We start from the raw sequence: 21807 nt of genomic DNA on the forward strand, positions 1-21807 counted from the left end.
ATGTCGCTTGCGAAAGCGTCCCTGTGGACGGCCGCCAGTACGCTGGTGAAAATTGGCGCAGGCTTACTGGTCGTAAAACTGCTGGCGGTGTCGTTTGGCCCTGCGGGCGTCGGCCAGGCGGGTAACTTCCGCCAGATGGTGACCGTGCTCGGCGTGCTGGCCGGGGCCGGGATATTTAACGGGGTGACGAAGTATGTCGCTCAGCATCATGATAACCCTGCCCGGTTGCGTAACGTGGTGGGCACTTCATCCGCAATGGTGCTGGGGTTCTCCACGCTACTGGCGCTGGTCTTCGTGCTGGCGGCGGCCCCCATTAGCCAGGGGCTGTTTGGGCACAGCCACTACCAGGGTCTGGTGCGTTTAGTGGCGCTGGTGCAGATGGGGATCGCCTGGGCGAACCTGCTGCTGGCGCTGATGAAAGGGTTTCGTGACGCTGCCGGGAATGCGCTGTCGCTGATTGTGGGGAGCCTGGTGGGGGTTGTGGCCTACTATGGCTGCTACCGTCTGGGCGGCTATGAAGGTGCGCTGCTGGGTCTGGCGCTGGTGCCTGCGCTGGTGGTGATCCCGGCGGCGATTATGCTGATTAAACGCGGCGCGATCCCGCTTAGCTACCTGAAACCGTCGTGGGATAAAGGGCTTGCCGGACAGCTCAGCAAATTTACGCTGATGGCGCTGATTACGTCCGTCACGCTACCGGTGGCTTATGTGATGATGCGAAACCTGCTGGCGGCGCATTACAGCTGGGATGATGTTGGTATCTGGCAGGGCGTAAGCAGTATTTCCGATGCCTATCTACAATTTATTACCGCCTCGTTTAGCGTGTACTTATTGCCAACGCTGTCGCGTCTGACCGAAAAGCAGGCGATTACGCGCGAAGTGGTGAAATCGCTGAAATTTGTTCTGCCTGCGGTGGCGGCGGCGAGTTTTACGGTCTGGCTGCTGCGTGATTTCGCCATCTGGCTGCTCTTTTCCGCCAAATTCACCGCCATGCGCGATCTGTTCGCCTGGCAACTGGTGGGCGATGTGCTGAAAGTGGGCGCGTACGTTTTTGGCTATCTGGTGATCGCAAAAGCGTCGCTGCGGTTTTATATTCTGGCTGAGATTAGCCAGTTCATTTTGTTGACGGCATTCGCCCACTGGCTGATCCCCGCGCATGGCGCGCTGGGGGCGGCACAGGCGTATATGGCCACCTATGTGGTCTATTTCTCTCTCTGTTGTGGCGTGTTTTTACTCTGGCGTAGGCGGGCATGACTGTACTGATTCACGTACTGGGATCGGATATCCCTCACCATAATCAAACCGTGCTGCGGTTTTTCAATGATGCGCTGGCCGCGACAAGCGAGCATGCGCGCGTGTTTATGGTTGCAGGTCAGGATGCGGGGCTCAGGGAAAGCTGCCCGGCTCTGTCGCTGAGTTTCTACGCCGGGAAAAAAACGCTGGCTGAGGCGGTCATCGCCAAAGCGAAAGCCAATCGCCGGCAACGTTTCTTCTTCCACGGTCAGTTCAATACCAGCCTGTGGCTGGCGCTGCTAAGTGGCGGAATCAAACCTGAGCAGTTTTACTGGCACATCTGGGGCGCGGATCTGTATGAAGTTTCCCGTGGGCTGAAATTCCGTCTGTTTTACCCCGTTCGCCGCATGGCGCAAAATCGAGTGGGCTGTGTGTTCGCTACTCGTGGCGATTTGAGCTATTTCGCCCGTCAGCACCCGCGCGTGCGTGGTGAACTGCTCTATTTCCCGACGCGAATGGACTCTTCGCTTAATAACATGGCAAACGATCGTCCGCGTGAAGGGAAAATGACGGTTCTGGTGGGTAACTCCGGCGATCGCAGTAACGAACATATTGCGGCGTTACGCGCGGTGTATCAGCAGTTCGGCGACACGGTAAATGTGATCGTGCCGATGGGCTATCCGGCCAATAACGACGCGTACATTGATGAAGTCCGTCAGGCGGGACTGGCGCTGTTCAGTGCGGAAAATTTACACATCCTCAGCGAAAAACTGGAATTCGATGCCTATCTGGCGCTGCTTCGCCAGTGCGACCTCGGGTATTTCATCTTTGCCCGTCAGCAGGGAATCGGCACGTTGTGTCTGCTTATCCAGGCCGGTGTCCCGTGCGTGCTTAACCGTGAGAACCCGTTCTGGCAGGATATGGCGGAACAGCATCTGCCCGTGTTGTTCACGACGGACGCGCTTAATGAGGGCGTGGTTCGTGAGGCGCAGCGGCAGCTGGCGTCCGTGGATAAAAGCGGGATCACCTTCTTTAGCCCAAATTACCTTGAAGCGTGGCATAACGCGTTACGCATTGCCGCAGGAGACGCCGCATGAGCCTGATGCAATTTAGCGGGTTACTGGTCGTCTGGCTGCTCTCTACGCTGTTTATCGCCACGTTGACCTGGTTTGAGTTTCGCCGCGTGCGCTTTAACTTCAACGTATTCTTTTCATTGCTGTTTTTGCTGACCTTTTTCTTCGGCTTCCCGTTGACCAGCGTGCTGGTGTTCCGCTTTGACGTCGGCGTGGCGCCGCCGGAAATCCTGTTGCAGACGTTATTGTCCGCTGCGTGTTTTTATGCCGTTTATTACGTGACCTATAAAACCCGCTTACGTAAACGCGTGACGGATGTGCCGCGCAAGCCGCTATTTACCATGAACCGGGTGGAGACTCACCTTACCTGGGTCATGCTGATGGGGATTGCACTGGTGAGCGTTGGCATCTTCTTTATGCACAATGGGTTCCTGCTGTTCCGGCTGCACTCTTACAGCCAGATCTTCTCCAGCGAAGTCTCCGGCGTGGCATTGAAACGCTTCTTCTACTTCTTTATTCCGGCGATGCTGGTGATCTACTTCCTGCGCCAGGACAGTAAAGCGTGGCTGTTTTTCCTGGTGAGTACCGTTGCGTTTGGCCTGCTGACCTACATGATTGTTGGCGGCACGCGCGCTAACATCATTATCGCGTTTGCCATCTTCCTGTTTATCGGCATTATTCGTGGCTGGATCTCGCTGTGGATGCTGGTGGCGGCGGGTGTGCTGGGAATTGTCGGGATGTTCTGGCTGGCGCTGAAGCGCTATGGGCTGAACGTGAGCGGCGATGAGGCGTTTTACACTTTCCTGTATCTGACCCGCGATACCTTCTCGCCGTGGGAGAACCTGGCGCTGCTGTTGCAAAACTACGACAACATCGATTTCCAGGGACTGGCGCCGATCGTCCGTGATTTTTATGTCTTTATTCCTTCGTGGCTGTGGCCTGGGCGTCCGGGCATTGTGCTGAATTCAGCCAACTACTTTACCTGGGAAGTGCTGAACAACCACTCTGGCCTCGCCATTTCCCCCACGCTGATTGGTTCGCTGGTGGTGATGGGCGGCGCGCTGTTTATCCCTCTGGGGGCGGTCGCGGTTGGGCTGATTATCAAATGGTTTGACTGGCTGTATGAGCTTGGCAACCGCGAGACGAATCGCTATAAGGCGGCGATTTTGCACAGTTTCTGCTTTGGCGCCATCTTCAATATGATTGTTCTGGCGCGAGAAGGGCTGGATTCTTTTGTCTCGCGAGTGGTCTTTTTCCTCGTGATTTTTGGTGCCTGCCTGCTGGTGGCAAAACTTTTGTTCTGGCTTTTCGATTGTGCCGGGTTGGTCCATCAACGGACGAAACCGCAGCCGCAGACTCAGGTTGAAGGATAATAATGACGGATAACACGACAGCGCCGCTCTATTCACTTCGTGGATTGCAGCTGATTGGCTGGCGCGATATGCAACATGCGCTGAATTACCTGTTTGCCGATGGGCAAATGAAGCAGGGTACGCTGGTGGCGATCAATGCTGAGAAAATGCTGACCGCAGAAGATGACCCGGAAGTCAGGGCGTTGATTGATGCCGCTGAGTTTAAATATGCGGATGGCATTAGCGTCGTGCGCTCAGTGCGTAAGAAATTCCCCCAGGCGCAGGTTTCACGGGTGGCCGGGGCCGATCTCTGGGAAGAGCTGATGGCGCGCGCCGGTAAAGAAGGGACGCCTGTTTTTCTGGTCGGCGGTAAGCCGGAGGTGCTGGCGCAGACGGAAGCGAAACTGCGTGCGCAGTGGAACGTCAATATTGTCGGTAGCCAGGACGGTTATTTTAAACCTGAGCAGCGCCAGGCGCTGTTTGAGCGCATCCATGCCAGCGGGGCGAAGATTGTGACCGTGGCAATGGGATCGCCGAAACAAGAAATCCTGATGCGCGACTGTCGGGTGATTCATCCTCAGGCCTTATATATGGGGGTGGGCGGCACCTACGATGTCTTTACCGGTCATGTGAAACGCGCGCCCAAAATGTGGCAGACGCTGGGGCTGGAGTGGCTGTATCGCCTGCTGTCTCAGCCGAGCCGTATCACCCGCCAGCTGCGTCTGTTGCGCTATCTCCGCTGGCATTACACCGGCAATCTCTGAACGCTGCTTTTCTTACGGGCAGCGCATTCTGCTTAATACGTTGCCCGCCTCCCACATTTTTGTTCCTTTTTTACACAAAACATGCATTTTTTTAATGCTTCATTTGCCATTTTGCCAAATTTAAGAAACCATTCGCATCGCTTGATGTACCCATAACAATAACCGGCAACAACGCCGGAACGAGTGCAAACACGACAAGAGGATTTATGGCAGAGAAAAAACCGGAGCTACAGCGTGGGCTGGAAGCTCGTCATATCGAATTGATCGCCCTTGGGGGCACGATTGGCGTTGGGTTGTTTATGGGCGCCGCCAGTACGCTGAAATGGGCGGGGCCCTCCGTGCTGCTGGCGTATATCGTCGCCGGGCTGTTCGTCTTTTTCATCATGCGCTCAATGGGCGAAATGCTGTTCCTGGAGCCGGTTACTGGCTCATTCGCCGTTTATGCGCACCGTTACATGAGCCCCTTCTTTGGCTATCTCACCGCGTGGTCATACTGGTTTATGTGGATGGCGGTGGGGATATCGGAAATAACCGCTATCGGGGTATACGTGCAGTTCTGGTTCCCGGACATGGCGCAATGGATACCCGCCCTGATCGCCGTTGGGCTGGTGGCGCTGGCTAATCTGGCCGCTGTCCGTCTGTACGGCGAAATCGAGTTCTGGTTTGCGATGATCAAAGTCACCACCATCATTGTGATGATTGTGGTCGGACTGGGGGTGATTTTCTTTGGCTTTGGCAATAGCGGCCAGGCGATCGGTTTTGGCAACCTGACGGAACACGGCGGCTTCTTTGCCGGTGGCTGGAAAGGGTTCCTGACGGCGTTGTGTATTGTGGTCGCCTCCTATCAGGGCGTGGAGCTGATCGGCATTACCGCGGGTGAAGCGAAGAATCCGCAGGTTACGCTGCGCAGCGCGGTAGGCAAGGTACTGTGGCGTATCCTGATTTTCTATGTAGGGGCGATTTTCGTTATCGTGACGATCTTCCCGTGGAACGAAATCGGCAGTAACGGCAGCCCGTTTGTACTCACTTTTGCCAAAATCGGGATTACCGCTGCGGCGGGCATTATTAACTTCGTGGTGCTGACCGCCGCGCTTTCCGGCTGTAACAGCGGCATGTATAGCTGCGGACGTATGCTGTATGCCCTGGCGAAAAACCGCCAGCTTCCGGCGGCGATGGCGAAAGTCTCCCGTCATGGCGTACCGGTCGCCGGGGTGGCGCTGTCGATCGCGATTCTGCTGATTGGTTCATGCCTGAACTACATTATTCCGAACCCGCAGCGGGTGTTTGTGTATGTCTACAGCGCCAGCGTATTGCCGGGTATGGTGCCGTGGTTCGTGATCCTGATTAGCCAGTTGCGTTTCCGTCGTGCTCATAAAGACGCGATGATCAGCCATCCTTTCCGTTCTATTATGTTCCCGTGGGCGAATTATCTGACGATGGCGTTCCTGGTTTGCGTTTTAATTGGCATGTACTTGAATGAAGATACCCGTATGTCGCTGTTTGTCGGCATCATCTTCCTGCTTGCCGTCACGCTCGTCTACAAGGTTTTCGGCCTGAATCGCGCCGGAACTGCCCACAAGGTGGGGGAATAAGCAGCAAAACGCGCAAAGCGTAACCAAACGCGCATTTTATTTAAAAAGGCACTAGACAGAGGGGTGGGAAGTCCGTATTATCCACCCCCGAAACGGCGCTAAGCGCCCGTAGCTCAGCTGGATAGAGCGCTGCCCTCCGGAGGCAGAGGTCTCAGGTTCGAATCCTGTCGGGCGCACCATTTACCCGGTGCTGGAGCTGCGGTGGTTTTAATACCGCGTAAAAGATTTCAGTGGTGGCTATAGCTCAGTTGGTAGAGCCCTGGATTGTGATTCCAGTTGTCGTGGGTTCGAATCCCATTAGCCACCCCATTATTAAAAGTTGTGAAATGCGAAGGTGGCGGAATTGGTAGACGCGCTAGCTTCAGGTGTTAGTGTCCTTACGGACGTGGGGGTTCAAGTCCCCCCCCTCGCACCACGACTTAAAGAGTTGAACTAAAAATTCAAAAAAAGCAGTACATCGGCGAGTAGCGCAGCTTGGTAGCGCAACTGGTTTGGGACCAGTGGGTCGGAGGTTCGAATCCTCTCTCGCCGACCAATTTTGAACCCCGCTTCGGCGGGGTTTTTTGTTTTCACCTCTTCTTCCTCTTCTTTCCCGATCCCCTGTATCGCTGTCGCAATGTTGAGACATTCCAGGCTTCTGTTGTCGCTATCTGGTGACGTCTAACGTCATGATTTATCACTAATTATCGGTATTGCGTGTTATTTGTCTCCGTTCAGAGACAAAGAGGGGATTTTTATGGCGAAGAAGGCTGGCAGAAACCGCCGCAGAGCCGCGAATGGCCTGATACGTTAAAAAGTCTGAATCCTTATTTTTGGCGGTGCAATCCTGGCATGCAATGTGCAATAATATCCCTGTAGATGCTCATTCCATCTCTTATGTTCGCCTTAGTGCCTCATAAACTCAGGAATGATGCAGAGCCGTTTACGGTGCTTATCGTCCACAGACAGATGTCGCTTACGCCTCATCAAACACCATGGACATAACGTTGAGTGAAGCACCCATTTATGTTGTCATACAGACCTGTTTTGACGCCTGCTTATTTGAGCAGGCGTTTTTTTATGGGGAAGCGGAAGAGAACTGCCGGATGGCGGCTTCGCCTTATCCGGCCTACGGTGACCTGGCAGGCCCGGTAAGCGTAGCGCCACCGGGCAATGGATATTACTGCGGAGGATTGTTCTGCAAGGTCAGCATAAGACCGTCGCGGCGCATGGTGGCCGCTTCTTCCGGCTGATGCAACCGGTCCAGCGCATCGGCGAGCCAGGCGTAGTCGTAGGCGTCAGGGCGTTGCTTGAGCGCGGCGCGGAAGGCGAACGTAGCCTCCTGCCATTCGCCATGCTTCATCAATGACTGACCCAGCGTGCTCCACAGTAGCGGACGATCGCCAACGGTTTTAATCTGCTGGCGCAGCACTTTTTCCAGCTGCTCCGGGTTGTTGGTTTTCAGGCGCGGGATCGGCAGAACCAGGCGGTCGTCATACTGGCGCTTCAGGCCGTCGATGATGATCTGCTGCGCCATATCGTGATCGTCACATTCAATCAGATGCTCTGCCATTGCCACTTGCAGCGGAACCTGGTGGCGAGTTTTACGGCTCTGGTTCTTCCACCATTCGCGTAATCCTTCGCTGCCCTGATCGGCTCGCGCCTGATCCATCAGCCCAATCCAGGCCTGCTGTTCCAGCATGGCGCGATGTTCTTCATCACCGACGTTGGCCTTCGCCATTGACGGGATGATGTCCAGCAGCGAACTCCATGCTCCGGTGCGGATGTAAGCCTGTTCCGCCAGGCGCAGCACTTCTGGATGACGCGGGGTAACTTCCAGCAGTTTGTCCACGCCGTGACGCGCCGCATGATTCTCGTTGCGCGCCAGTTGCAGACGTACGCGGGCGATCTCCACCGGAATCGTGTCATTGCCCGCCAGTTCAGCGGCACGTTCCAGATGCTGATTAGCGCGCGCTTCGTCACCACGCTGTTGCGCGGCTTCGGCGGCCAGCAGATAGTTCACCACCGGCTGTTCAGCGTGATCGGCATTCTTCGCCATCAGCTTCTCAACCTGCTGGTAATCGCCTTCCGCCAGCTTAAGCAGCGCCTGTTCGGTCTGCTTACGTGCGCGGCGGCGTTTACGCCCGACAAACCAGCCGCGAGTGTGCGCGCCGGTGCGGAAAACGCGTCGCAGCAGCCACTCAATGGCGAACAGAATGACCATCATAACGATCAGGATGATCACCAGCCCCGTTACGCTGGTCTCAATGTTGTAATTATCGGTCTGGATCAGAACATAGCCCTGATGACCGGCGATCATTGGGCCTATGACGATACCGGCGATCAACAACACAAAGAGCAATAATACTTTCAGCATCATTATTCTCCTTGCGGCGCGGCTGCCGGTGCTTCTGCCTGCGGAGCAGGGGCCTGAGCCGCTTCGGTCGTGGCCGCCGCCGGCTGCGCCAGCAGGTTACGCACGCGAGTCTGCATCAGTTTCTCAAGAATCGGCTGGCTCTGTAACGTCTCCGGCACGTCCATCGTGATGCTCTGTTGACTCAGTTTATCCACGTCATCAAGAAACGCTTTGGTCGTTGCGTCGTCGGTGTCGTAGTACGCGCGTACCCAGGTGGAGACATTATCCAGCGCCTGACGGTAAGTCTCTTCCTGATGACGCGGCACGGCTTGCGCCGCCACTAACAGGCGGGAGCGGATGTTTTCACGTAAGTAAACGTCCTGGTTCGGTGCCAGCAGCGGGACGGCGGTGTCATCACGACGGCGAATAGTAATAAAGCTGTCCATAAAGTTCTGCCAGCTTTTTTGCAGGTTAACGCGCCATTCGCTGATCGAGCTGGACAGCTCGCTGCTGTCGGAGTCCATTGGCGAATCGTCGGTGTCATTATCGGCCAGACGCAGGTTATCAATCTGGTTAGAGAGCTGGTTCACTTTGAGGATAATGCCGTCGTAGTCCACCTGCGCCACCGCCGACAGGCTGGCAATATCATCGGTAATGGCGCGGCGCGCGGCGATCAGACTGGGGTCGTTCATGTCCGCCAGGCTGGCATCCGCGCTTTTGAGCAGCGCCGCAGCGGTGGTGACATCCTGATCGCTCCACAATTTACGTCCGGCGAGTTTGACCAGAAAATCAGATTGCGCCAGCAGCCAGGTTTTGGCATCGCTGCCGGAGATCGTCGCGACTTTCTGTTGCACTTCATCCAGCTGTTTCGCCAGCGCGGCCTGTTGGCGATTTGCATCATCCAGTTGCGTCGCCTGCTGTTTGATAATGCCTTCCAGCTCCGCTTTTTGGCTTTCCTGGGCTTTTTGCAGCGCCGTAAGTTGGTTAACCAGCGCATCGCTGGTGGCCGTTTGTTTAACGGCCTGCTGCTTTCCCCAGCCATACAGACCGACGCCCGCGGCCAGGGCAATGGCGATTGCCACCGCACTCAATACCAGCGCGGCGCCGTTCTTACTCTTCTTTTCTGCATTGACTGGCTGCGGCGTGGTTTCCACGGCCTCCCTGGTCTCTTCAACCACGGCGGAGGATTTTTCTTGTTCCGTCATTATGGCATCCCATTATGAGAGTTATTGTAATGCGCGCAGTAGCGCATCGTTGTCGGCGTTATCAGCGACCTTAATATCTTGCCAGCCCAGTTCCCGGGCGAGGTGCGCCAGACGCTCACTGACGACCAGCAGCCGACAGCGTAGTAACCAGTGCTCACGATACCACTGCGGGATCAGCGACCAGAGCTGTTGCAGCATTTCGCCGCTGGTGACAACAATCGTCGTCACGCCGCGAGAGTGCCAGCGCATCGCCTCTTCCGCGCCATCGTAATGTTTTGCACTGCGTTGATAACATTCACAAAAGGTGACTTCAGCGCCGCGTTCTGTGAGGGTTTTGCCTAACAGTTCACGCCCGCCGTTGCCCCGTAAAATAAGCGCTCGTTTTCCCGCAATATTTTGTAATTCAGGTAATTGTAGCAAGACTTCGCTGATTTCCCGATCCAGAGGATAGCGAATATCGCATCCGCTAACGGTATGCAGCGCCAGCGCCGTTGTGCGCCCGATGGCGAAGTAGCGTGGCTGCACAGGCCAGCCCAGTCCCTGCTGTTGCAGTTGGGCGTGGGCAAAGGCGACGGCGTGTTGCGAGAGGGCGAACACCAGATCGTTGTCCGTGAGCGCCGCCAGGCGATCGGCAAGCGTTGCCAGTTCCCGGCCCGGCGTAAACTCAATAAGCGGAAAACTCCAGGCCACCTGCCCCAGTGTGCGCAGACGGCTCACTAACTCTTCCCCGGAGGGAGACGGGCGGGTGACCAGAATACTCATGCGGGCGCTTCTCCGTTATAAACCTCGGTCAGAATCGCGCGGGCGCCGTTTTCCAGCAGCTCTTCCGCCAGGGAAATGCCCATTTGCGCGGCGTCCTGCGGCAATCCGCGACGTTCTCCGCGAATCATCTGCGAACCGTCAGGCGCGCCAACCAGCGCACGCAGCCAGACTTCACCATCAATGATTTCAGCATAGCTGCCAATCGGCACCTGACAGCCCCCTTCCAGGCGGGTGTTCATGGCGCGTTCGGCTTTTACACGTAGCGCGGTTTCTTCATGATTCAGCGGTGCTAACAGCGCCTGAGTACGTGCGTCATCCAGTCGGCATTCAATGCCCACTGCGCCTTGCCCTACGGCAGGGAGAGAGATTTCGGGAGGCAGCGCGGTGCGAATACGCGACGTCAGACCTAACCGTTTTAACCCGGCAACCGCCAGGATAATTGCGTCATAATCACCGTTATCGAGCTTACTCAGGCGTGTGCCGACGTTGCCGCGCAGCGAGCGGATGACGAGATCCGGGCGACGCTCGGCCAACTGGCACTGGCGACGCAAACTTGATGTGCCGACGATGCTGCCTGCGGGCAGTTCATCCAGATTGTTGTATTGGTTCGAGACGAAAGCATCGCGTGGATCTTCGCGTTCGCAAATCGTGACCAGGCCAAGCCCTTGCGGGAATTCTACCGGCACATCTTTCATCGAATGCACGGCGATATCGGCGCGCTTTTCCAGCAGCGCGACTTCCAGCTCTTTTACAAACAAGCCCTTACCGCCCACTTTTGCCAGAGGGGTGTCCAGAATCACGTCGCCGCGCGTCACCATCGGCACCAGTTCCACGACCAGTCCCGGATGCTGTGCTATCAACGCGTCTTTGACATAATGTGCCTGCCAGAGCGCAAGGGGGCTTTGGCGTGTGGCAATTCTTAAAACATTGTCTAACATGCTTGTTACCGTCATTATCGTCCGTGGACCATCCTAACATCCTTACAAGTGGGATGTCAGTGTTACGGTCAAAGGTGAGTAAGAGGATCAGGCGCGGCGTCGCGACTGGCAGTGAATAATGACGAGAAACCGCCTGACCGTATTAAGGAATTTACACGCAGCTAACGGTGCTACACTTGTATGTAGTGCATCTTTCTTTACGGTCAATGAGCAAGGTGTTAAATTGATCACGTTTTAGACCATTTTTTCGTCTTTACCCCTTAATGGGGAGAAGGATGAAAAAGGTAACGGTTATTTTTGACATACGGTTTATCCCGAATGGTTTGGTTGTCCGCACTCGCGATGGCAATCAGACGCATGACGGGTAGCAACATCAGGCGATACGTCTTGTACCTCTATATTGAGACTTTGAAACAGAGACTGGATGCCATCAATCAATTGCGTGTGGATCGCGCGCTTGCTGCCATGGGCCCTGCCTTCCAGCAGGTATACAGTCTGCTGCCGACATTATTGCACTACCATAATCCGCTGATGCCGGGTTACCTCGACGGTAACGTTCCCAAGGGCATATGCTTTTACACGCCTGATGAAACCCAACGCCACTACCTGAATGAACTTGAACTGTACCGGGGAATGTCCACGCAGGACCCGCCGAAAGGCGAGCTGCCGATCACCGGCGTGTACTCAATGGGCAGTACATCTTCAGTAGGGCAAAGCTGTTCTTCTGACCTGGATATCTGGGTCTGCCACCAGTCCTGGCTTGATAGCGAAGAGCGCCAGTTGCTGCAACGTAAATGCAGCCTGCTGGAAAGCTGGGCCGCTTCGCTGGGCGTGGAAGTCAGCTTCTTCCTGATCGACGAAAACCGTTTCCGCCATAATGAAAGCGGCAGTCTGGGTGGTGAAGACTGCGGCTCGACGCAGCACATCCTGCTGCTCGACGAATTTTATCGCACCGCTGTGCGTCTGGCCGGTAAGCGTATTCTGTGGAATATGGTGCCGTGCGACGAAGAAGAGCATTACGACGACTACGTCATGACGCTTTACGCGCAGGGTGTCCTCACGCCAAACGAATGGCTGGATCTGGGCGGATTAAGCTCGCTCTCCGCCGAAGAGTACTTTGGCGCCAGCCTCTGGCAGTTGTACAAGAGTATCGATTCCCCGTACAAAGCGGTGCTGAAAACGCTGCTGCTGGAAGCCTACTCCTGGGAATATCCCAATCCGCGCCTGTTGGCGAAAGACATTAAACAGCGCCTGCATGACGGCGAGATCGTTTCGTTTGGTCTCGACCCGTATTGCATGATGCTGGAACGCGTGACCGAATACCTCACGGCTATCGAAGATCCGACGCGTCTTGATTTAGTCCGTCGATGTTTCTACTTAAAAGTGTGTGAGAAACTGAGCCGTGAACGCGCCTGCGTTGGCTGGCGTCGTGAAGTGTTAAGTCAGTTAGTGAACGAGTGGGGATGGGACGACGCCCGTCTGACAATGCTCGACAACCGGGCGAACTGGAAGATCGATCAGGTACGCGAAGCGCATAACGAACTGCTCGACGCCATGATGCAGAGCTATCGTAATCTGATCCGTTTTGCCCGCCGTAACAATCTCAGCGTTAGCGCCAGCCCGCAGGATATTGGCGTGCTGACGCGTAAACTGTATGCCGCATTTGAAGCCCTGCCGGGCAAAGTGACGCTGGTGAACCCGCAGATTTCACCGGATCTCTCCGAACCGAACCTAACCTTTATCCATGTGCCGCCGGGCCGGGCCAACCGTTCTGGCTGGTATCTCTACAACCGTGCGCCGAACATGGATTCGATCATCAGCCATCAGCCGCTGGAATATAACCGCTACCTGAACAAACTGGTGGCGTGGGCCTGGTTTAACGGTTTGCTGACGTCGCGTACCCACCTTTTTATTAAGGGCAACGGCATTGTGGACCTGCCTAAGTTGCAGGAGATGGTGGCCGATGTGTCGCACCATTTCCCGCTGCGTTTGCCTGCGCCAACGCCTAAAGCGCTCTACAGTCCGTGTGAAATTCGCCATCTGGCGATCATCGTTAACCTTGAATATGACCCGACGGCGGCGTTCCGCAATCAGGTGGTGCATTTCGATTTCCGTAAGCTGGATGTCTTCAGCTTTGGCGAAGAGCAAAACTGCCTGGTCGGCAGTGTCGACCTGTTGTATCGCAACTCGTGGAACGAAGTGCGTACCCTGCACTTCAACGGCGAACAGGCGATGATTGAAGCGCTGAAAACGATTCTCGGTAAAATGCACCAGGATGCCGCGCCGCCGGACAGTGTGGAAGTGTTCTGCTATAGCCAGCATCTGCGCGGCCTGATCCGCACCCGCGTACAGCAACTGGTCTCCGAGTGCATTGAACTGCGTCTCTCCAGCACCCGCCAGGAAACCGGACGTTTTAAAGCGCTGCGCGTTTCGGGCCAAACCTGGGGGCTGTTCTTCGAGCGCCTGAATGTTTCGGTGCAGAAACTGGAAAACGCCATTGAGTTTTACGGCGCGATTTCGCACAACAAACTTCACGGACTTTCCGTTCAGGTTGAGACCAACCATGTGAAATTACCGTCGGTGGTGGATGGGTTCGCCAGCGAAGGGATCATCCAGTTCTTCTTTGAAGAAACCGGCGATGAGAAAGGCTTTAATATTTATATTCTGGACGAGAGTAACCGGGCGGAAGTGTATCACCACTGCGAAGGCAGCAAAGAAGAGCTGGTACGCGACGTGAGCCGCTTCTATTCGTCGTCGCACGATCGCTTCACCTACGGCTCCAGCTTCATCAACTTCAACCTGCCGCAGTTCTACCAGATTGTGAATACCGATGGTCGCGAGCAGGTCATTCCGTTCCGTACCCAGCCCATCAGCGCCGTGCCACCGGCAAACCAGGACAACGACGCGCCGCTGTTGCAGCAGTATTTCTCGTGAACATGATGCCGGGTGGCGGTGTTACAAATGACGCGAGATACGTAGGCCGGATAAGCGCAGCGCCATCCGGCAATAAAACTTAGCGGAAGCTCACCGCTTCTCCAGCCTGTTGTGTCGCGGCCTGCTCCAGCAGATCCCAGAAGGTTTCGCCGCTGCGATCGCAAATCCATTCGTCGCCTTTCAGGTCAAAATGGTAGCCGCCCTGTTTGGTCGCCAGCCATACCTGGTGCAGCGGCTCCTGACGGTTGATGATGATTTTGCTGCCGTTTTCAAAGGTAATGGTTAGCACGCCGCCGTTGATTTCGCAGTCGATATCGCTGTCGCCGTCCCAGTCGTCCAGACGTTCTTCAATGGTCATCCACAGGGTGTCTGCGAGGCGATGAAATTCACTGTCGTTCATTGTTGTTTCCCGTTTTTTACGTGATGGCGGCAGTATAACCTGGAAGAATTCATGATGCAGTTTTCAGCCAACTCTTGCTTTTACGTCTTCTCCTGCGATGATAGAAAACAGAAAGCATGAACTTACAGGCAATCCATAATGAAAAATGTGTTTCAGGCACTCGCTGTACTTCTCACTCTGTTCAGCCTGACCGGCTGCGGTCTGAAAGGCCCGCTCTATTTTCCACCTGCTGACAAAAACGCGCCGCCGCCGACGCATGAGGTTGATTCACAAATCCAATCGACGACGCCCGATCAAAACGATCGCGCTACGGGAGACGGCCCTTCTCAGGTGAACTATTGACGGTACGTTTCTGTCCCCGCGTAAATGGAGTGAATGATGCAATTCTCTAAAATGCATGGCCTTGGCAACGATTTTATGGTCGTCGACGCGGTAACGCAGAATGTCTTTTTCTCGCCGGAGTTGATCCGCCGCCTGTCAGACAGGCATCTGGGCGTGGGGTTCGACCAGCTTCTGGTTGTCGAGCCTCCTTACGATCCTGAACTGGATTTTCATTACCGCATCTTCAACGCCGATGGCAGCGAAGTGTCGCAGTGCGGTAACGGCGCCCGCTGCTTTGCGCGATTTGTGCGTCTGAAAGGGCTGACCAATAAGCGCGATATCCGCGTCAGCACGGCCAATGGCCGGATGGTGCTGAGCGTCACAGATGATGAGCTGGTGCGGGTGAACATGGGTGAGCCAAACTTTGAACCCGCGCAGGTTCCTTTTCGCGCCAACAAAGCGGAAAAGACCTATATTATGCGAGCGGCCGAGCAGACAATATTGTGCGGCGTGGTTTCAATGGGGAACCCGCACTGCGTGATTCAGGTCGATAATATCGACACGGCGGCAGTCGAAACGCTGGGACCGGTTCTGGAAAGCCATGAACGTTTTCCAGAACGAGCGAATATTGGGTTTATGCAGGTTGTGAAGCGCGAGCATATCCGATTACGCGTTTATGAACGTGGGGCAGGAGAAACTCAGGCCTGCGGCAGCGGCGCATGCGCCGCCGTTGCGGTGGGTATTCAGCAGGGTTTGCTGGCAGAAGAAGTACGCGTGGAATTACCTGGCGGTCGCCTTGATATCGCCTGGAAAGGCCCGGGTCATCCGTTGTATATGACTGGCCCGGCGGCACATGTCTACGACGGATTTATTCATCTATGAAGCAACCAGGGGAAGAACTACAGGAAACACAGATGGAACTGGACGACCGGGCGGTCGTCGATTATCTACTGCGTAACCCTGAGTTTTTTATCCGTAATGCGCGCGCCGTTGAGGCGATGCGCGTTCCGCATCCCGTGCGGGGTACGGTGTCGCTTGTTGAGTGGCACATGGCCCGCGCCCGGAATCATATCCATGTTCTTGAAGAGAACATGACGCTGCTAATGGAACAGGCGAATGCCAACGAAAGCCTGTTCTACCGTCTGCTGCATTTGCAGGGACGGCTGGTTTCCGCCAGTAGCCTGGATGAAATGCTGATGCGTTTTCATCGCTGGGCGCGGGAGCTGGGGCTGGCGGGCGCGACCATCCGGCTGTTTCCCGATCGCTGGCGACTCGGCGCGCCGTCGAATCATACCCATCTGGCGTTAAGCCGTCAGGCCTTTGAACCGCTGCGTATCCAGCGTCTGGGGCAGGCGCAACACTATCTTGGCCCATTGAATGGCCCGGAACTGCTGGTGGTGCTGCCTGAAGCCAAAGCGATTGGCTCGGTGGCGATGTCGATGCTGGGGCGCGATGGCGATCTGGGGGTCATACTCTTCAGTAGCCGCGATGTGCATCATTACCAGCAGGGGCAGGGGACACAGTTACTGCAAGAAATCGCCTTGATGTTGCCGGAACTGCTGGAGCGCTGGATTGAACGTGTATGACCGAATTATCGCTTTCTCAGGACGTTGCGCGCTTCTTGCGTTACCTGGGCGTAGAACGGCAACTTAGCCCCATCACGCTACTGAACTATCAGCGTCAGCTTGATGCCATTATCGTTTTAGCCGGAGAAACCGGTCTGCAAAGCTGGCAACAATGTGACGCTGCAATGGTGCGCGCTTTCGCGGTACGCAGCCGCCGTAAAGGGTTAGGGCCCGCCAGCCTGGCGTTGCGCCTCTCTGCTTTACGCAGTTTCTTTGACTGGCTGGTGAGCCAGGGCGAACTCAACGCCAACCCGGCGAAAGGCGTCTCTGCGCCGAAAGCGCCTCGCCACCTGCCGAAAAATATCGACGTGGATGATATTAACCGACTGCTGGATATCGACCTTAACGATCCGCTTGCCGTGCGCGATCGGGCGATGCTGGAGGTGATGTACGGCGCGGGGTTGCGTTTGTCTGAACTGGTAGGGTTAGACATCAAACACCTCGATCTCGATACGGGCGAAGTGTGGGTGATGGGGAAGGGCAGCAAAGAACGGCGTCTGCCCATTGGCCGCAATGCGGTGGCGTGGATTGAGCATTGGCTGGATCTGCGCGGCCTGTTCGGCAGCGATGACGATGCGCTGTTTCTCTCGAAGCTCGGGAAACGGATCTCCGCGCGCAATGTACAAAAACGGTTTGCGGAGTGGGGCATTAAGCAAGGGCTGAACAGCCATGTCCATCCGCATAAACTGCGTCACTCGTTCGCGACCCATATGCTGGAGTCGAGCGGCGACCTGCGCGGCGTGCAGGAGCTGTTAGGCCATGCCAATCTGTCTACCACGCAAATCTATACTCATCTTGATTTTCAACACCTGGCCTCGGTGTACGATGCGGCGCATCCACGCGCCAAACGGGGGAAATAATGCGTTTTTACCGGCCTTTGGGACACATCTCAGCACTCACGTTCGATCTGGATGACACCCTTTATGATAACCGTCCGGTTATCCTGCGCACCGAGCAGGAAGCGCTCACCTTTGTGCAAAACTACCATCCTGCGCTGCGTACATTGCAGAATGCCGATCTGTATCGCCTGCGTCAGGCGGTACGCGAAGCAGAGCCGGAAATTTATCATGATGTGACGCGATGGCGTCATCGCGCCGTGGAGCGCGCCATGCTGGAAGCGGGCCTGTCGGCGGAAGAGGCAATGGCGGGGGCGAACGCCGCGATGATCAATTTCGCAAAGTGGCGCAGCCGTATCGATGTTCCACAAGTGACGCATGACACGCTGAAGCGGCTTGCAAAAAAATGGCCGCTGGTGGCCATTACTAACGGCAATGCGCAGCCGGAACTGTTTGGGCTGGGCGATTACTTCGAATTTGTGCTGCGCGCAGGCCCGGACGGGCGCTCTAAACCGTTCAGCGACATGTACTCTCTGGCGGCGGAGAAGCTCAACATGCCGATCGGCGAGATCCTCCACGTCGGCGACGATCTGACGACCGATGTCGCCGGGGCGATCCGCTGTGGAATGCAGGCCTGCTGGATCAAACCGGAAAATGCCGACCTGATGCAGACCACTGACAGCCGTTTACTGCCGCATATCGAAATTTCACGGTTGGCATCTTTGACCTCGCTGATATAATCACCAGCAGTATTGTATATATACCCAGCTTTTTGGCGGATGGCGCTGCGCTTATCCGCCCAACACACTTTTACGCGGCGGTGCCAATGGACGTTTCTTACCTGCTCGAAAGCCTTAATGATAAACAGCGCGAAGCGGTGGCTGCGCCACGTAGCAACATGCTGGTGCTGGCGGGAGCGGGGAGCGGCAAAACTCGCGTGCTGGTGCACCGTATCGCCTGGCTGTTGAGCGTAGAGAATAATTCGCCCTATTCCATTATGGCCGTTACCTTCACCAATAAGGCGGCGGCGGAAATGCGCCACCGTATCGGTCAGTTAATGGGAACCACGCAGGGCGGGATGTGGGTCGGCACCTTCCACGGTCTGGCGCACCGTCTGCTGCGCGCGCACCATATGGACGCCAACCTGCCGCAGGATTTCCAGATCCTCGACAGCGAAGATCAGCTGCGCCTGCTCAAGCGCCTTATTAAAGCGATGAACCTTGACGAGAAGCAGTGGCCGCCGCGTCAGGCAATGTGGTACATCAACAGCCAGAAAGACGAAGGGCTGCGTCCGCACCATATTCAGAGCTACGGCAACCCGGTAGAGCAGACCTGGCAGAAGGTTTACCAGGCCTATCAGGAAGCGTGCGATCGCGCAGGGCTGGTGGACTTTGCCGAACTGCTGCTGCGCGCGCATGAACTGTGGCTCAACAAGCCGCATATCCTTCAGCACTACCGCGAACGTTTTACCAATATCCTGGTGGACGAATTCCAGGATACCAACAACATCCAGTACGCGTGGGTCCGTCTGCTGGCAGGCGATACCGGCAAAGTGATGATCGTCGGCGATGATGACCAGTCTATTTACGGCTGGCGCGGGGCGCAGGTGGAGAACATCCAGCGTTTCCTCAAGGATTTCCCGGGCGCGGAAACCATTCGTCTGGAGCAGAATTACCGCTCGACCAGCAACATCCTCAGCGCGGCGAACACCCTGATTGAAAACAACAATGGCCGTCTGGGGAAAAAGCTGTGGACCGATGGCATTGATGGCGAACCGATTTCACTCTATTGCGCGTTTAATGAGCTGGATGAAGCGCGTTTTGTCGTTAACCGCATCAAAACCTGGCAGGACAACGGCGGGGCGCTGGAACAGTGCGCCATTCTCTATCGCAGCAACGCCCAGTCGCGCGTGCTGGAAGAGGCGCTGTTGCAGGCCAGTATGCCGTACCGTATTTATGGCGGTATGCGCTTCTTCGAACGTCAGGAAATTAAAGATGCGCTCTCCTATCTGCGCCTGATCGCCAATCGTAATGATGATGCGGCGTTTGAGCGCGTGGTGAACACCCCGACGCGCGGTATTGGCGATCGCACGCTGGACGTTGTGCGCCAGACCTCGCGCGACCGTCAGTTAACCTTGTGGCAGGCGTGCCGCGAGCTGTTGCAGGAGAAAGCGCTGGCTGGCCGCGCCGCAAGCGCCCTGCAACGCTTTATCGAGCTAATTGACGCGCTGGCGCAGGAGACGACAGATATGCCGCTGCATGTTCAGACCGATCGGGTGATTAAAGACTCGGGTCTGCGCATGATGTACGAGCAGGAAAAAGGCGAGAAAGGCCAGACGCGTATTGAGAACTTAGAAGAACTGGTGACGGCGACGCGCCAGTTCAGCTACAACGAAGAAGATGAAGACCTGATGCCGTTGCAGGCGTTTCTCTCTCACGCCGCGCTGGAAGCGGGAGAAGGGCAGGCGGATACGTGGCAGGATGCGGTTCAACTGATGACCTTGCACTCGGCGAAAGGGCTGGAGTTTCCGCAGGTGTTCATCGTCGGCATGGAAGAGGGGATGTTCCCCAGCCAGATGTCGCTGGATGAAGGTGGGCGCCTTGAAGAAGAGCGTCGCCTGGCCTACGTCGGCGTAACCCGCGCGATGCAGAAGCTGACGTTGACCTATGCGGAAACCCGCCGTCTGTATGGCAAAGAGGTCTACCACCGCCCGTCGCGTTTTATCGGCGAATTGCCGGAAGACTGTGTGGAAGAAGTGCGGCTGCGCGCCACGGTCAGCCGTCCGGTGAATCACCAGCGGATGGGAACCCCGATGGCGGAAAACGACACCGGGTACAAGCTGGGGCAGCGAGTGCGTCACCCGAAATTCGGCGAAGGCACGATCGTCAACCTGGAAGGCAGCGGCGAGCACAGCCGGTTACAGGTCGCATTCCAGGGGCAGGGGATCAAATGGCTGGTAGCGGCCTACGCCAGACTGGAAACGGTTTAATCGGTTTGGCTTTGCCGGATGGCGACGCTGGCGCGTCTTATCCGGCCTACAGACCGGGTAACATTTTGATTTGTAGGCCGGATAAGGCGAAGCCGCCATCCGGCTATCTGTCGGTTAATATTCTGAATATCATAGATAAATAACTCCCCTCTGCTAACATTTTTGCATAAGGGGAAATTATTACTTTTTCGCGTTTCGTTGCGTGTTGACGTCAAATTTTTGCTGGCGTAACATGCGCGCACGATTACGCTAAGAGGACATTCGCCTTGGACACACCCAGTAGATGCTGGCTCATTATCCTGTCATTCAGGATCAACTCCTAAGGCTATCCCTTTTTGCTGATAGCCTTAGCGGTTGTCAGCGACCTTCTCTTTTTCCCGTCGCGCTGAGTCAGGCTGTTTAATGGTCTGAAACCCAATTTGTTTCTGTGTGCCCACCCGAACTGTCCGATATTTTTAAGCATTGGGAGTCCCGGTCATGCTGAGCGCATTTCAACTGGAAAATAATCGACTGACCCGGCTGGAAGTCGAAGAGTCACAAACCCTGATTGATGCCGTATGGGTCGATTTGGTCGAACCGGACGACGACGAGCGACTGCGCGTACAATCTGAACTGGGCCAAAGCCTGGCGACACGTCCTGAACTGGAAGACATCGAAGCATCCGCGCGTTTCTTTGAAGACGAAGACGGGCTGCACATCCACTCCTTTTTCTTTTTCGAAGATGCGGAAGACCACGCCGGTAACTCCACGGTGGCATTCACCATTCGCGATGGCCGCCTGTTTACGCTGCGTGAACGCGAACTGCCCGCTTTCCGCTTGTACCGTATGCGCGCCCGTAACCAGGCGATGGTGGACGGCAATGCCTATGAATTACTGCTCGACCTGTTTGAAACCAAAATCGAACAGCTGGCGGATGAAATTGAAAACATCTACAGCGATCTGGAAGAACTGAGCCGCGTGATCATGGAAGGGCATCAGGGCGATGAATATGACGAAGCGCTCTCCACGCTGGCAGAGCTGGAAGATATCGGCTGGAAAGTTCGCTTATGTCTGATGGATACCCAGCGCGCGCTTAACTTCCTGGTACGCAAGGCGCGTCTTCCGGGGGGGCAACTGGAGCAGGCGCGTGAGATCCTGCGCGATATCGAGTCCCTGCTGCCGCACAACGAATCCCTGTTCCAGAAGGTGAACTTCCTGATGCAGGCGGCGATGGGCTTCATCAACATCGAGCAGAACCGCATTATCAAGATCTTCTCGGTGGTATCCGTGGTATTCCTGCCGCCGACGCTGGTGGCGTCCAGCTATGGGATGAACTTTGAGTTTATGCCGGAGCTGAAGTGGAGCTTTGGTTACCCTGGCGCGATTATCTTTATGATCCTTGCGGGTCTGGCGCCGTATTTGTACTTCAAGCGTAAGAACTGGCTGTAATATTGCGCCCGGTGGCGCGTCGC

19 protein-coding genes and 4 tRNA genes are annotated in these 21807 nt (G+C 55.8%); 18 read left to right on the plus strand and 5 right to left on the minus strand.

All coding sequences use genetic code 11. The annotated features are described in order from the left end of the window. The 9 genes from wzxE (at position 1) to OGW17_RS04005 (ending at position 6546) form a co-directional block, all read left to right on the plus strand. On the plus strand, positions 1 to 1251 hold the full coding sequence (gene wzxE, locus OGW17_RS03965) for a lipid III flippase WzxE (RefSeq protein ID WP_060816125.1): 1251 nt from the start codon (positions 1 to 3) through the stop codon (positions 1249 to 1251). Further along, entirely contained in the window at positions 1248 to 2327 is a 1080-nt protein-coding gene (locus tag OGW17_RS03970) for a TDP-N-acetylfucosamine:lipid II N-acetylfucosaminyltransferase (protein ID WP_058668338.1), read from the plus strand. The genes wzxE and OGW17_RS03970 overlap by 4 nt, the downstream gene beginning before the upstream one ends. Next, the gene (wzyE, locus tag OGW17_RS03975; RefSeq protein WP_058668339.1) at positions 2324 to 3676 is read left to right on the plus strand and encodes an ECA oligosaccharide polymerase; all 1353 of its coding nucleotides are present in this window, start codon (positions 2324 to 2326) and stop codon (positions 3674 to 3676) included. Before OGW17_RS03970 ends, wzyE begins: the two co-directional genes overlap by 4 nt. Before the next feature lie 2 nt (positions 3677 to 3678). Then, positions 3679 to 4419 (plus strand): lipopolysaccharide N-acetylmannosaminouronosyltransferase, encoded by a 741-nt coding sequence (wecG, locus tag OGW17_RS03980; protein ID WP_012131145.1) that lies wholly within the window; start codon positions 3679 to 3681, stop codon positions 4417 to 4419. A 206-nt stretch (positions 4420 to 4625) separates the two neighbouring features. After that, positions 4626 to 6011: a bifunctional threonine/serine APC transporter ThrP gene (gene thrP, locus OGW17_RS03985; RefSeq protein WP_058668340.1), complete on the plus strand. Its 1386-nt coding sequence runs from the start codon at positions 4626 to 4628 to the stop codon at positions 6009 to 6011. 102 nt (positions 6012 to 6113) lie between these two features. Then, positions 6114 to 6190: transfer RNA gene (locus OGW17_RS03990), tRNA-Arg, on the plus strand. Positions 6191 to 6244: 54 nt separating this feature from the next. Next, positions 6245 to 6320 (plus strand) — tRNA-His (locus tag OGW17_RS03995). Positions 6321 to 6339: 19 nt separating this feature from the next. Next, positions 6340 to 6426: transfer RNA gene (locus tag OGW17_RS04000), tRNA-Leu, on the plus strand. 43 nt (positions 6427 to 6469) lie between these two features. Continuing rightward, positions 6470 to 6546, plus strand: a tRNA-Pro gene (locus OGW17_RS04005). Positions 6547 to 7170: 624 nt separating this feature from the next. Here the strand turns inward: OGW17_RS04005 and hemY are convergent. From hemY to hemC, 4 genes are read right to left on the minus strand one after another with little or no spacing between them, the layout of a single operon-like run. Further along, positions 7171 to 8367, minus strand: coding sequence for a protoheme IX biogenesis protein HemY (gene hemY / locus OGW17_RS04010; protein WP_047460000.1), 1197 nt, complete (start codon positions 8365 to 8367; stop codon positions 7171 to 7173). A 2-nt stretch (positions 8368 to 8369) separates the two neighbouring features. After that, positions 8370 to 9551: a uroporphyrinogen-III C-methyltransferase gene (hemX, locus tag OGW17_RS04015; RefSeq protein ID WP_012131148.1), complete on the minus strand. Its 1182-nt coding sequence runs from the start codon at positions 9549 to 9551 to the stop codon at positions 8370 to 8372. A 21-nt stretch (positions 9552 to 9572) separates the two neighbouring features. Beyond that, positions 9573 to 10313 (minus strand): uroporphyrinogen-III synthase, encoded by a 741-nt coding sequence (gene hemD, locus OGW17_RS04020; RefSeq protein ID WP_071258134.1) that lies wholly within the window; start codon positions 10311 to 10313, stop codon positions 9573 to 9575. Then, positions 10310 to 11251, minus strand: a complete 942-nt coding sequence (gene hemC, locus OGW17_RS04025; RefSeq protein ID WP_071258150.1) for a hydroxymethylbilane synthase — start codon at positions 11249 to 11251, stop codon at positions 10310 to 10312. Before hemC ends, hemD begins: the two co-directional genes overlap by 4 nt. Positions 11252 to 11638: 387 nt before the next feature. On the opposite strand from hemC, the gene cyaA reads away from it, so the two are divergent. Next, a complete protein-coding gene (gene cyaA, locus OGW17_RS04030; RefSeq protein WP_071258135.1) occupies positions 11639 to 14185 on the plus strand; it encodes a class I adenylate cyclase in 2547 nt (848 codons plus the stop codon). 79 nt (positions 14186 to 14264) lie between these two features. Here the strand turns inward: cyaA and cyaY are convergent, their stop codons facing one another. Further along, positions 14265 to 14585, minus strand: a complete 321-nt coding sequence (cyaY, locus tag OGW17_RS04035; protein WP_047459992.1) for an iron donor protein CyaY — start codon at positions 14583 to 14585, stop codon at positions 14265 to 14267. 138 nt (positions 14586 to 14723) lie between these two features. Here cyaY and lptM point away from each other — a divergent pair, with 138 nt between their 5' ends. The 8 genes from lptM (at position 14724) to corA (ending at position 21784) form a co-directional block, all read left to right on the plus strand. Beyond that, positions 14724 to 14927 (plus strand): LPS translocon maturation chaperone LptM, encoded by a 204-nt coding sequence (gene lptM / locus OGW17_RS04040; protein ID WP_012131153.1) that lies wholly within the window; start codon positions 14724 to 14726, stop codon positions 14925 to 14927. 36 nt (positions 14928 to 14963) lie between these two features. Next, on the plus strand, positions 14964 to 15788 hold the full coding sequence (dapF, locus tag OGW17_RS04045) for a diaminopimelate epimerase (RefSeq protein ID WP_024130100.1): 825 nt from the start codon (positions 14964 to 14966) through the stop codon (positions 15786 to 15788). After that, a complete protein-coding gene (locus tag OGW17_RS04050; RefSeq protein ID WP_012131155.1) occupies positions 15785 to 16492 on the plus strand; it encodes a DUF484 domain-containing protein in 708 nt (235 codons plus the stop codon). Before dapF ends, OGW17_RS04050 begins: the two co-directional genes overlap by 4 nt. Beyond that, a complete protein-coding gene (gene xerC / locus OGW17_RS04055; protein ID WP_060816126.1) occupies positions 16489 to 17391 on the plus strand; it encodes a tyrosine recombinase XerC in 903 nt (300 codons plus the stop codon). The genes OGW17_RS04050 and xerC overlap by 4 nt, the downstream gene beginning before the upstream one ends. Beyond that, positions 17391 to 18107 (plus strand): 5-amino-6-(5-phospho-D-ribitylamino)uracil phosphatase YigB, encoded by a 717-nt coding sequence (yigB, locus tag OGW17_RS04060; protein ID WP_012131157.1) that lies wholly within the window; start codon positions 17391 to 17393, stop codon positions 18105 to 18107. Before xerC ends, yigB begins: the two co-directional genes overlap by 1 nt. Before the next feature lie 86 nt (positions 18108 to 18193). Then, a complete protein-coding gene (uvrD, locus tag OGW17_RS04065; RefSeq protein WP_071258136.1) occupies positions 18194 to 20356 on the plus strand; it encodes a DNA helicase II in 2163 nt (720 codons plus the stop codon). Between the two features lie 266 nt (positions 20357 to 20622). Next, positions 20623 to 20679, plus strand: a complete 57-nt coding sequence (ysgD, locus tag OGW17_RS04070; RefSeq protein ID WP_213164972.1) for a YsgD/CorL family protein — start codon at positions 20623 to 20625, stop codon at positions 20677 to 20679. Between the two features lie 154 nt (positions 20680 to 20833). Beyond that, entirely contained in the window at positions 20834 to 21784 is a 951-nt protein-coding gene (gene corA, locus OGW17_RS04075; RefSeq protein ID WP_012131160.1) for a magnesium/cobalt transporter CorA, read from the plus strand. Positions 21785 to 21807 lie beyond the last annotated feature (23 nt).

It is taken from the genome of Citrobacter sp. CK181, from assembly GCF_030333595.1.
In the GTDB taxonomy this organism is placed as follows: domain Bacteria; phylum Pseudomonadota; class Gammaproteobacteria; order Enterobacterales; family Enterobacteriaceae; genus Citrobacter_B; species Citrobacter_B koseri.

Excerpts from the sequence above, each read along its gene's own strand:
- wzxE (WP_060816125.1), top strand. The coding sequence starts at position 1 with ATGTCGCTTGCGAAAGCGTCCCTGTGGACGGCCGCCAGTACGCTGGTG.
- OGW17_RS03970 (WP_058668338.1), top strand. The coding sequence starts at position 1,248 with ATGACTGTACTGATTCACGTACTGGGATCGGATATCCCTCACCATAAT.
- wzyE (WP_058668339.1), top strand. The coding sequence starts at position 2,324 with ATGAGCCTGATGCAATTTAGCGGGTTACTGGTCGTCTGGCTGCTCTCT.
- wecG (WP_012131145.1), top strand. The coding sequence starts at position 3,679 with ATGACGGATAACACGACAGCGCCGCTCTATTCACTTCGTGGATTGCAG.
- thrP (WP_058668340.1), top strand. The coding sequence starts at position 4,626 with ATGGCAGAGAAAAAACCGGAGCTACAGCGTGGGCTGGAAGCTCGTCAT.
- hemY (WP_047460000.1), bottom strand. The coding sequence starts at position 8,367 with ATGCTGAAAGTATTATTGCTCTTTGTGTTGTTGATCGCCGGTATCGTC.
- hemX (WP_012131148.1), bottom strand. The coding sequence starts at position 9,551 with ATGACGGAACAAGAAAAATCCTCCGCCGTGGTTGAAGAGACCAGGGAG.
- hemD (WP_071258134.1), bottom strand. The coding sequence starts at position 10,313 with ATGAGTATTCTGGTCACCCGCCCGTCTCCCTCCGGGGAAGAGTTAGTG.
- hemC (WP_071258150.1), bottom strand. The coding sequence starts at position 11,251 with ATGTTAGACAATGTTTTAAGAATTGCCACACGCCAAAGCCCCCTTGCG.
- cyaY (WP_047459992.1), bottom strand. The coding sequence starts at position 14,585 with ATGAACGACAGTGAATTTCATCGCCTCGCAGACACCCTGTGGATGACC.
- lptM (WP_012131153.1), top strand. The coding sequence starts at position 14,724 with ATGAAAAATGTGTTTCAGGCACTCGCTGTACTTCTCACTCTGTTCAGC.
- dapF (WP_024130100.1), top strand. The coding sequence starts at position 14,964 with ATGCAATTCTCTAAAATGCATGGCCTTGGCAACGATTTTATGGTCGTC.
- OGW17_RS04050 (WP_012131155.1), top strand. The coding sequence starts at position 15,785 with ATGAAGCAACCAGGGGAAGAACTACAGGAAACACAGATGGAACTGGAC.
- xerC (WP_060816126.1), top strand. The coding sequence starts at position 16,489 with ATGACCGAATTATCGCTTTCTCAGGACGTTGCGCGCTTCTTGCGTTAC.
- yigB (WP_012131157.1), top strand. The coding sequence starts at position 17,391 with ATGCGTTTTTACCGGCCTTTGGGACACATCTCAGCACTCACGTTCGAT.
- uvrD (WP_071258136.1), top strand. The coding sequence starts at position 18,194 with ATGGACGTTTCTTACCTGCTCGAAAGCCTTAATGATAAACAGCGCGAA.
- corA (WP_012131160.1), top strand. The coding sequence starts at position 20,834 with ATGCTGAGCGCATTTCAACTGGAAAATAATCGACTGACCCGGCTGGAA.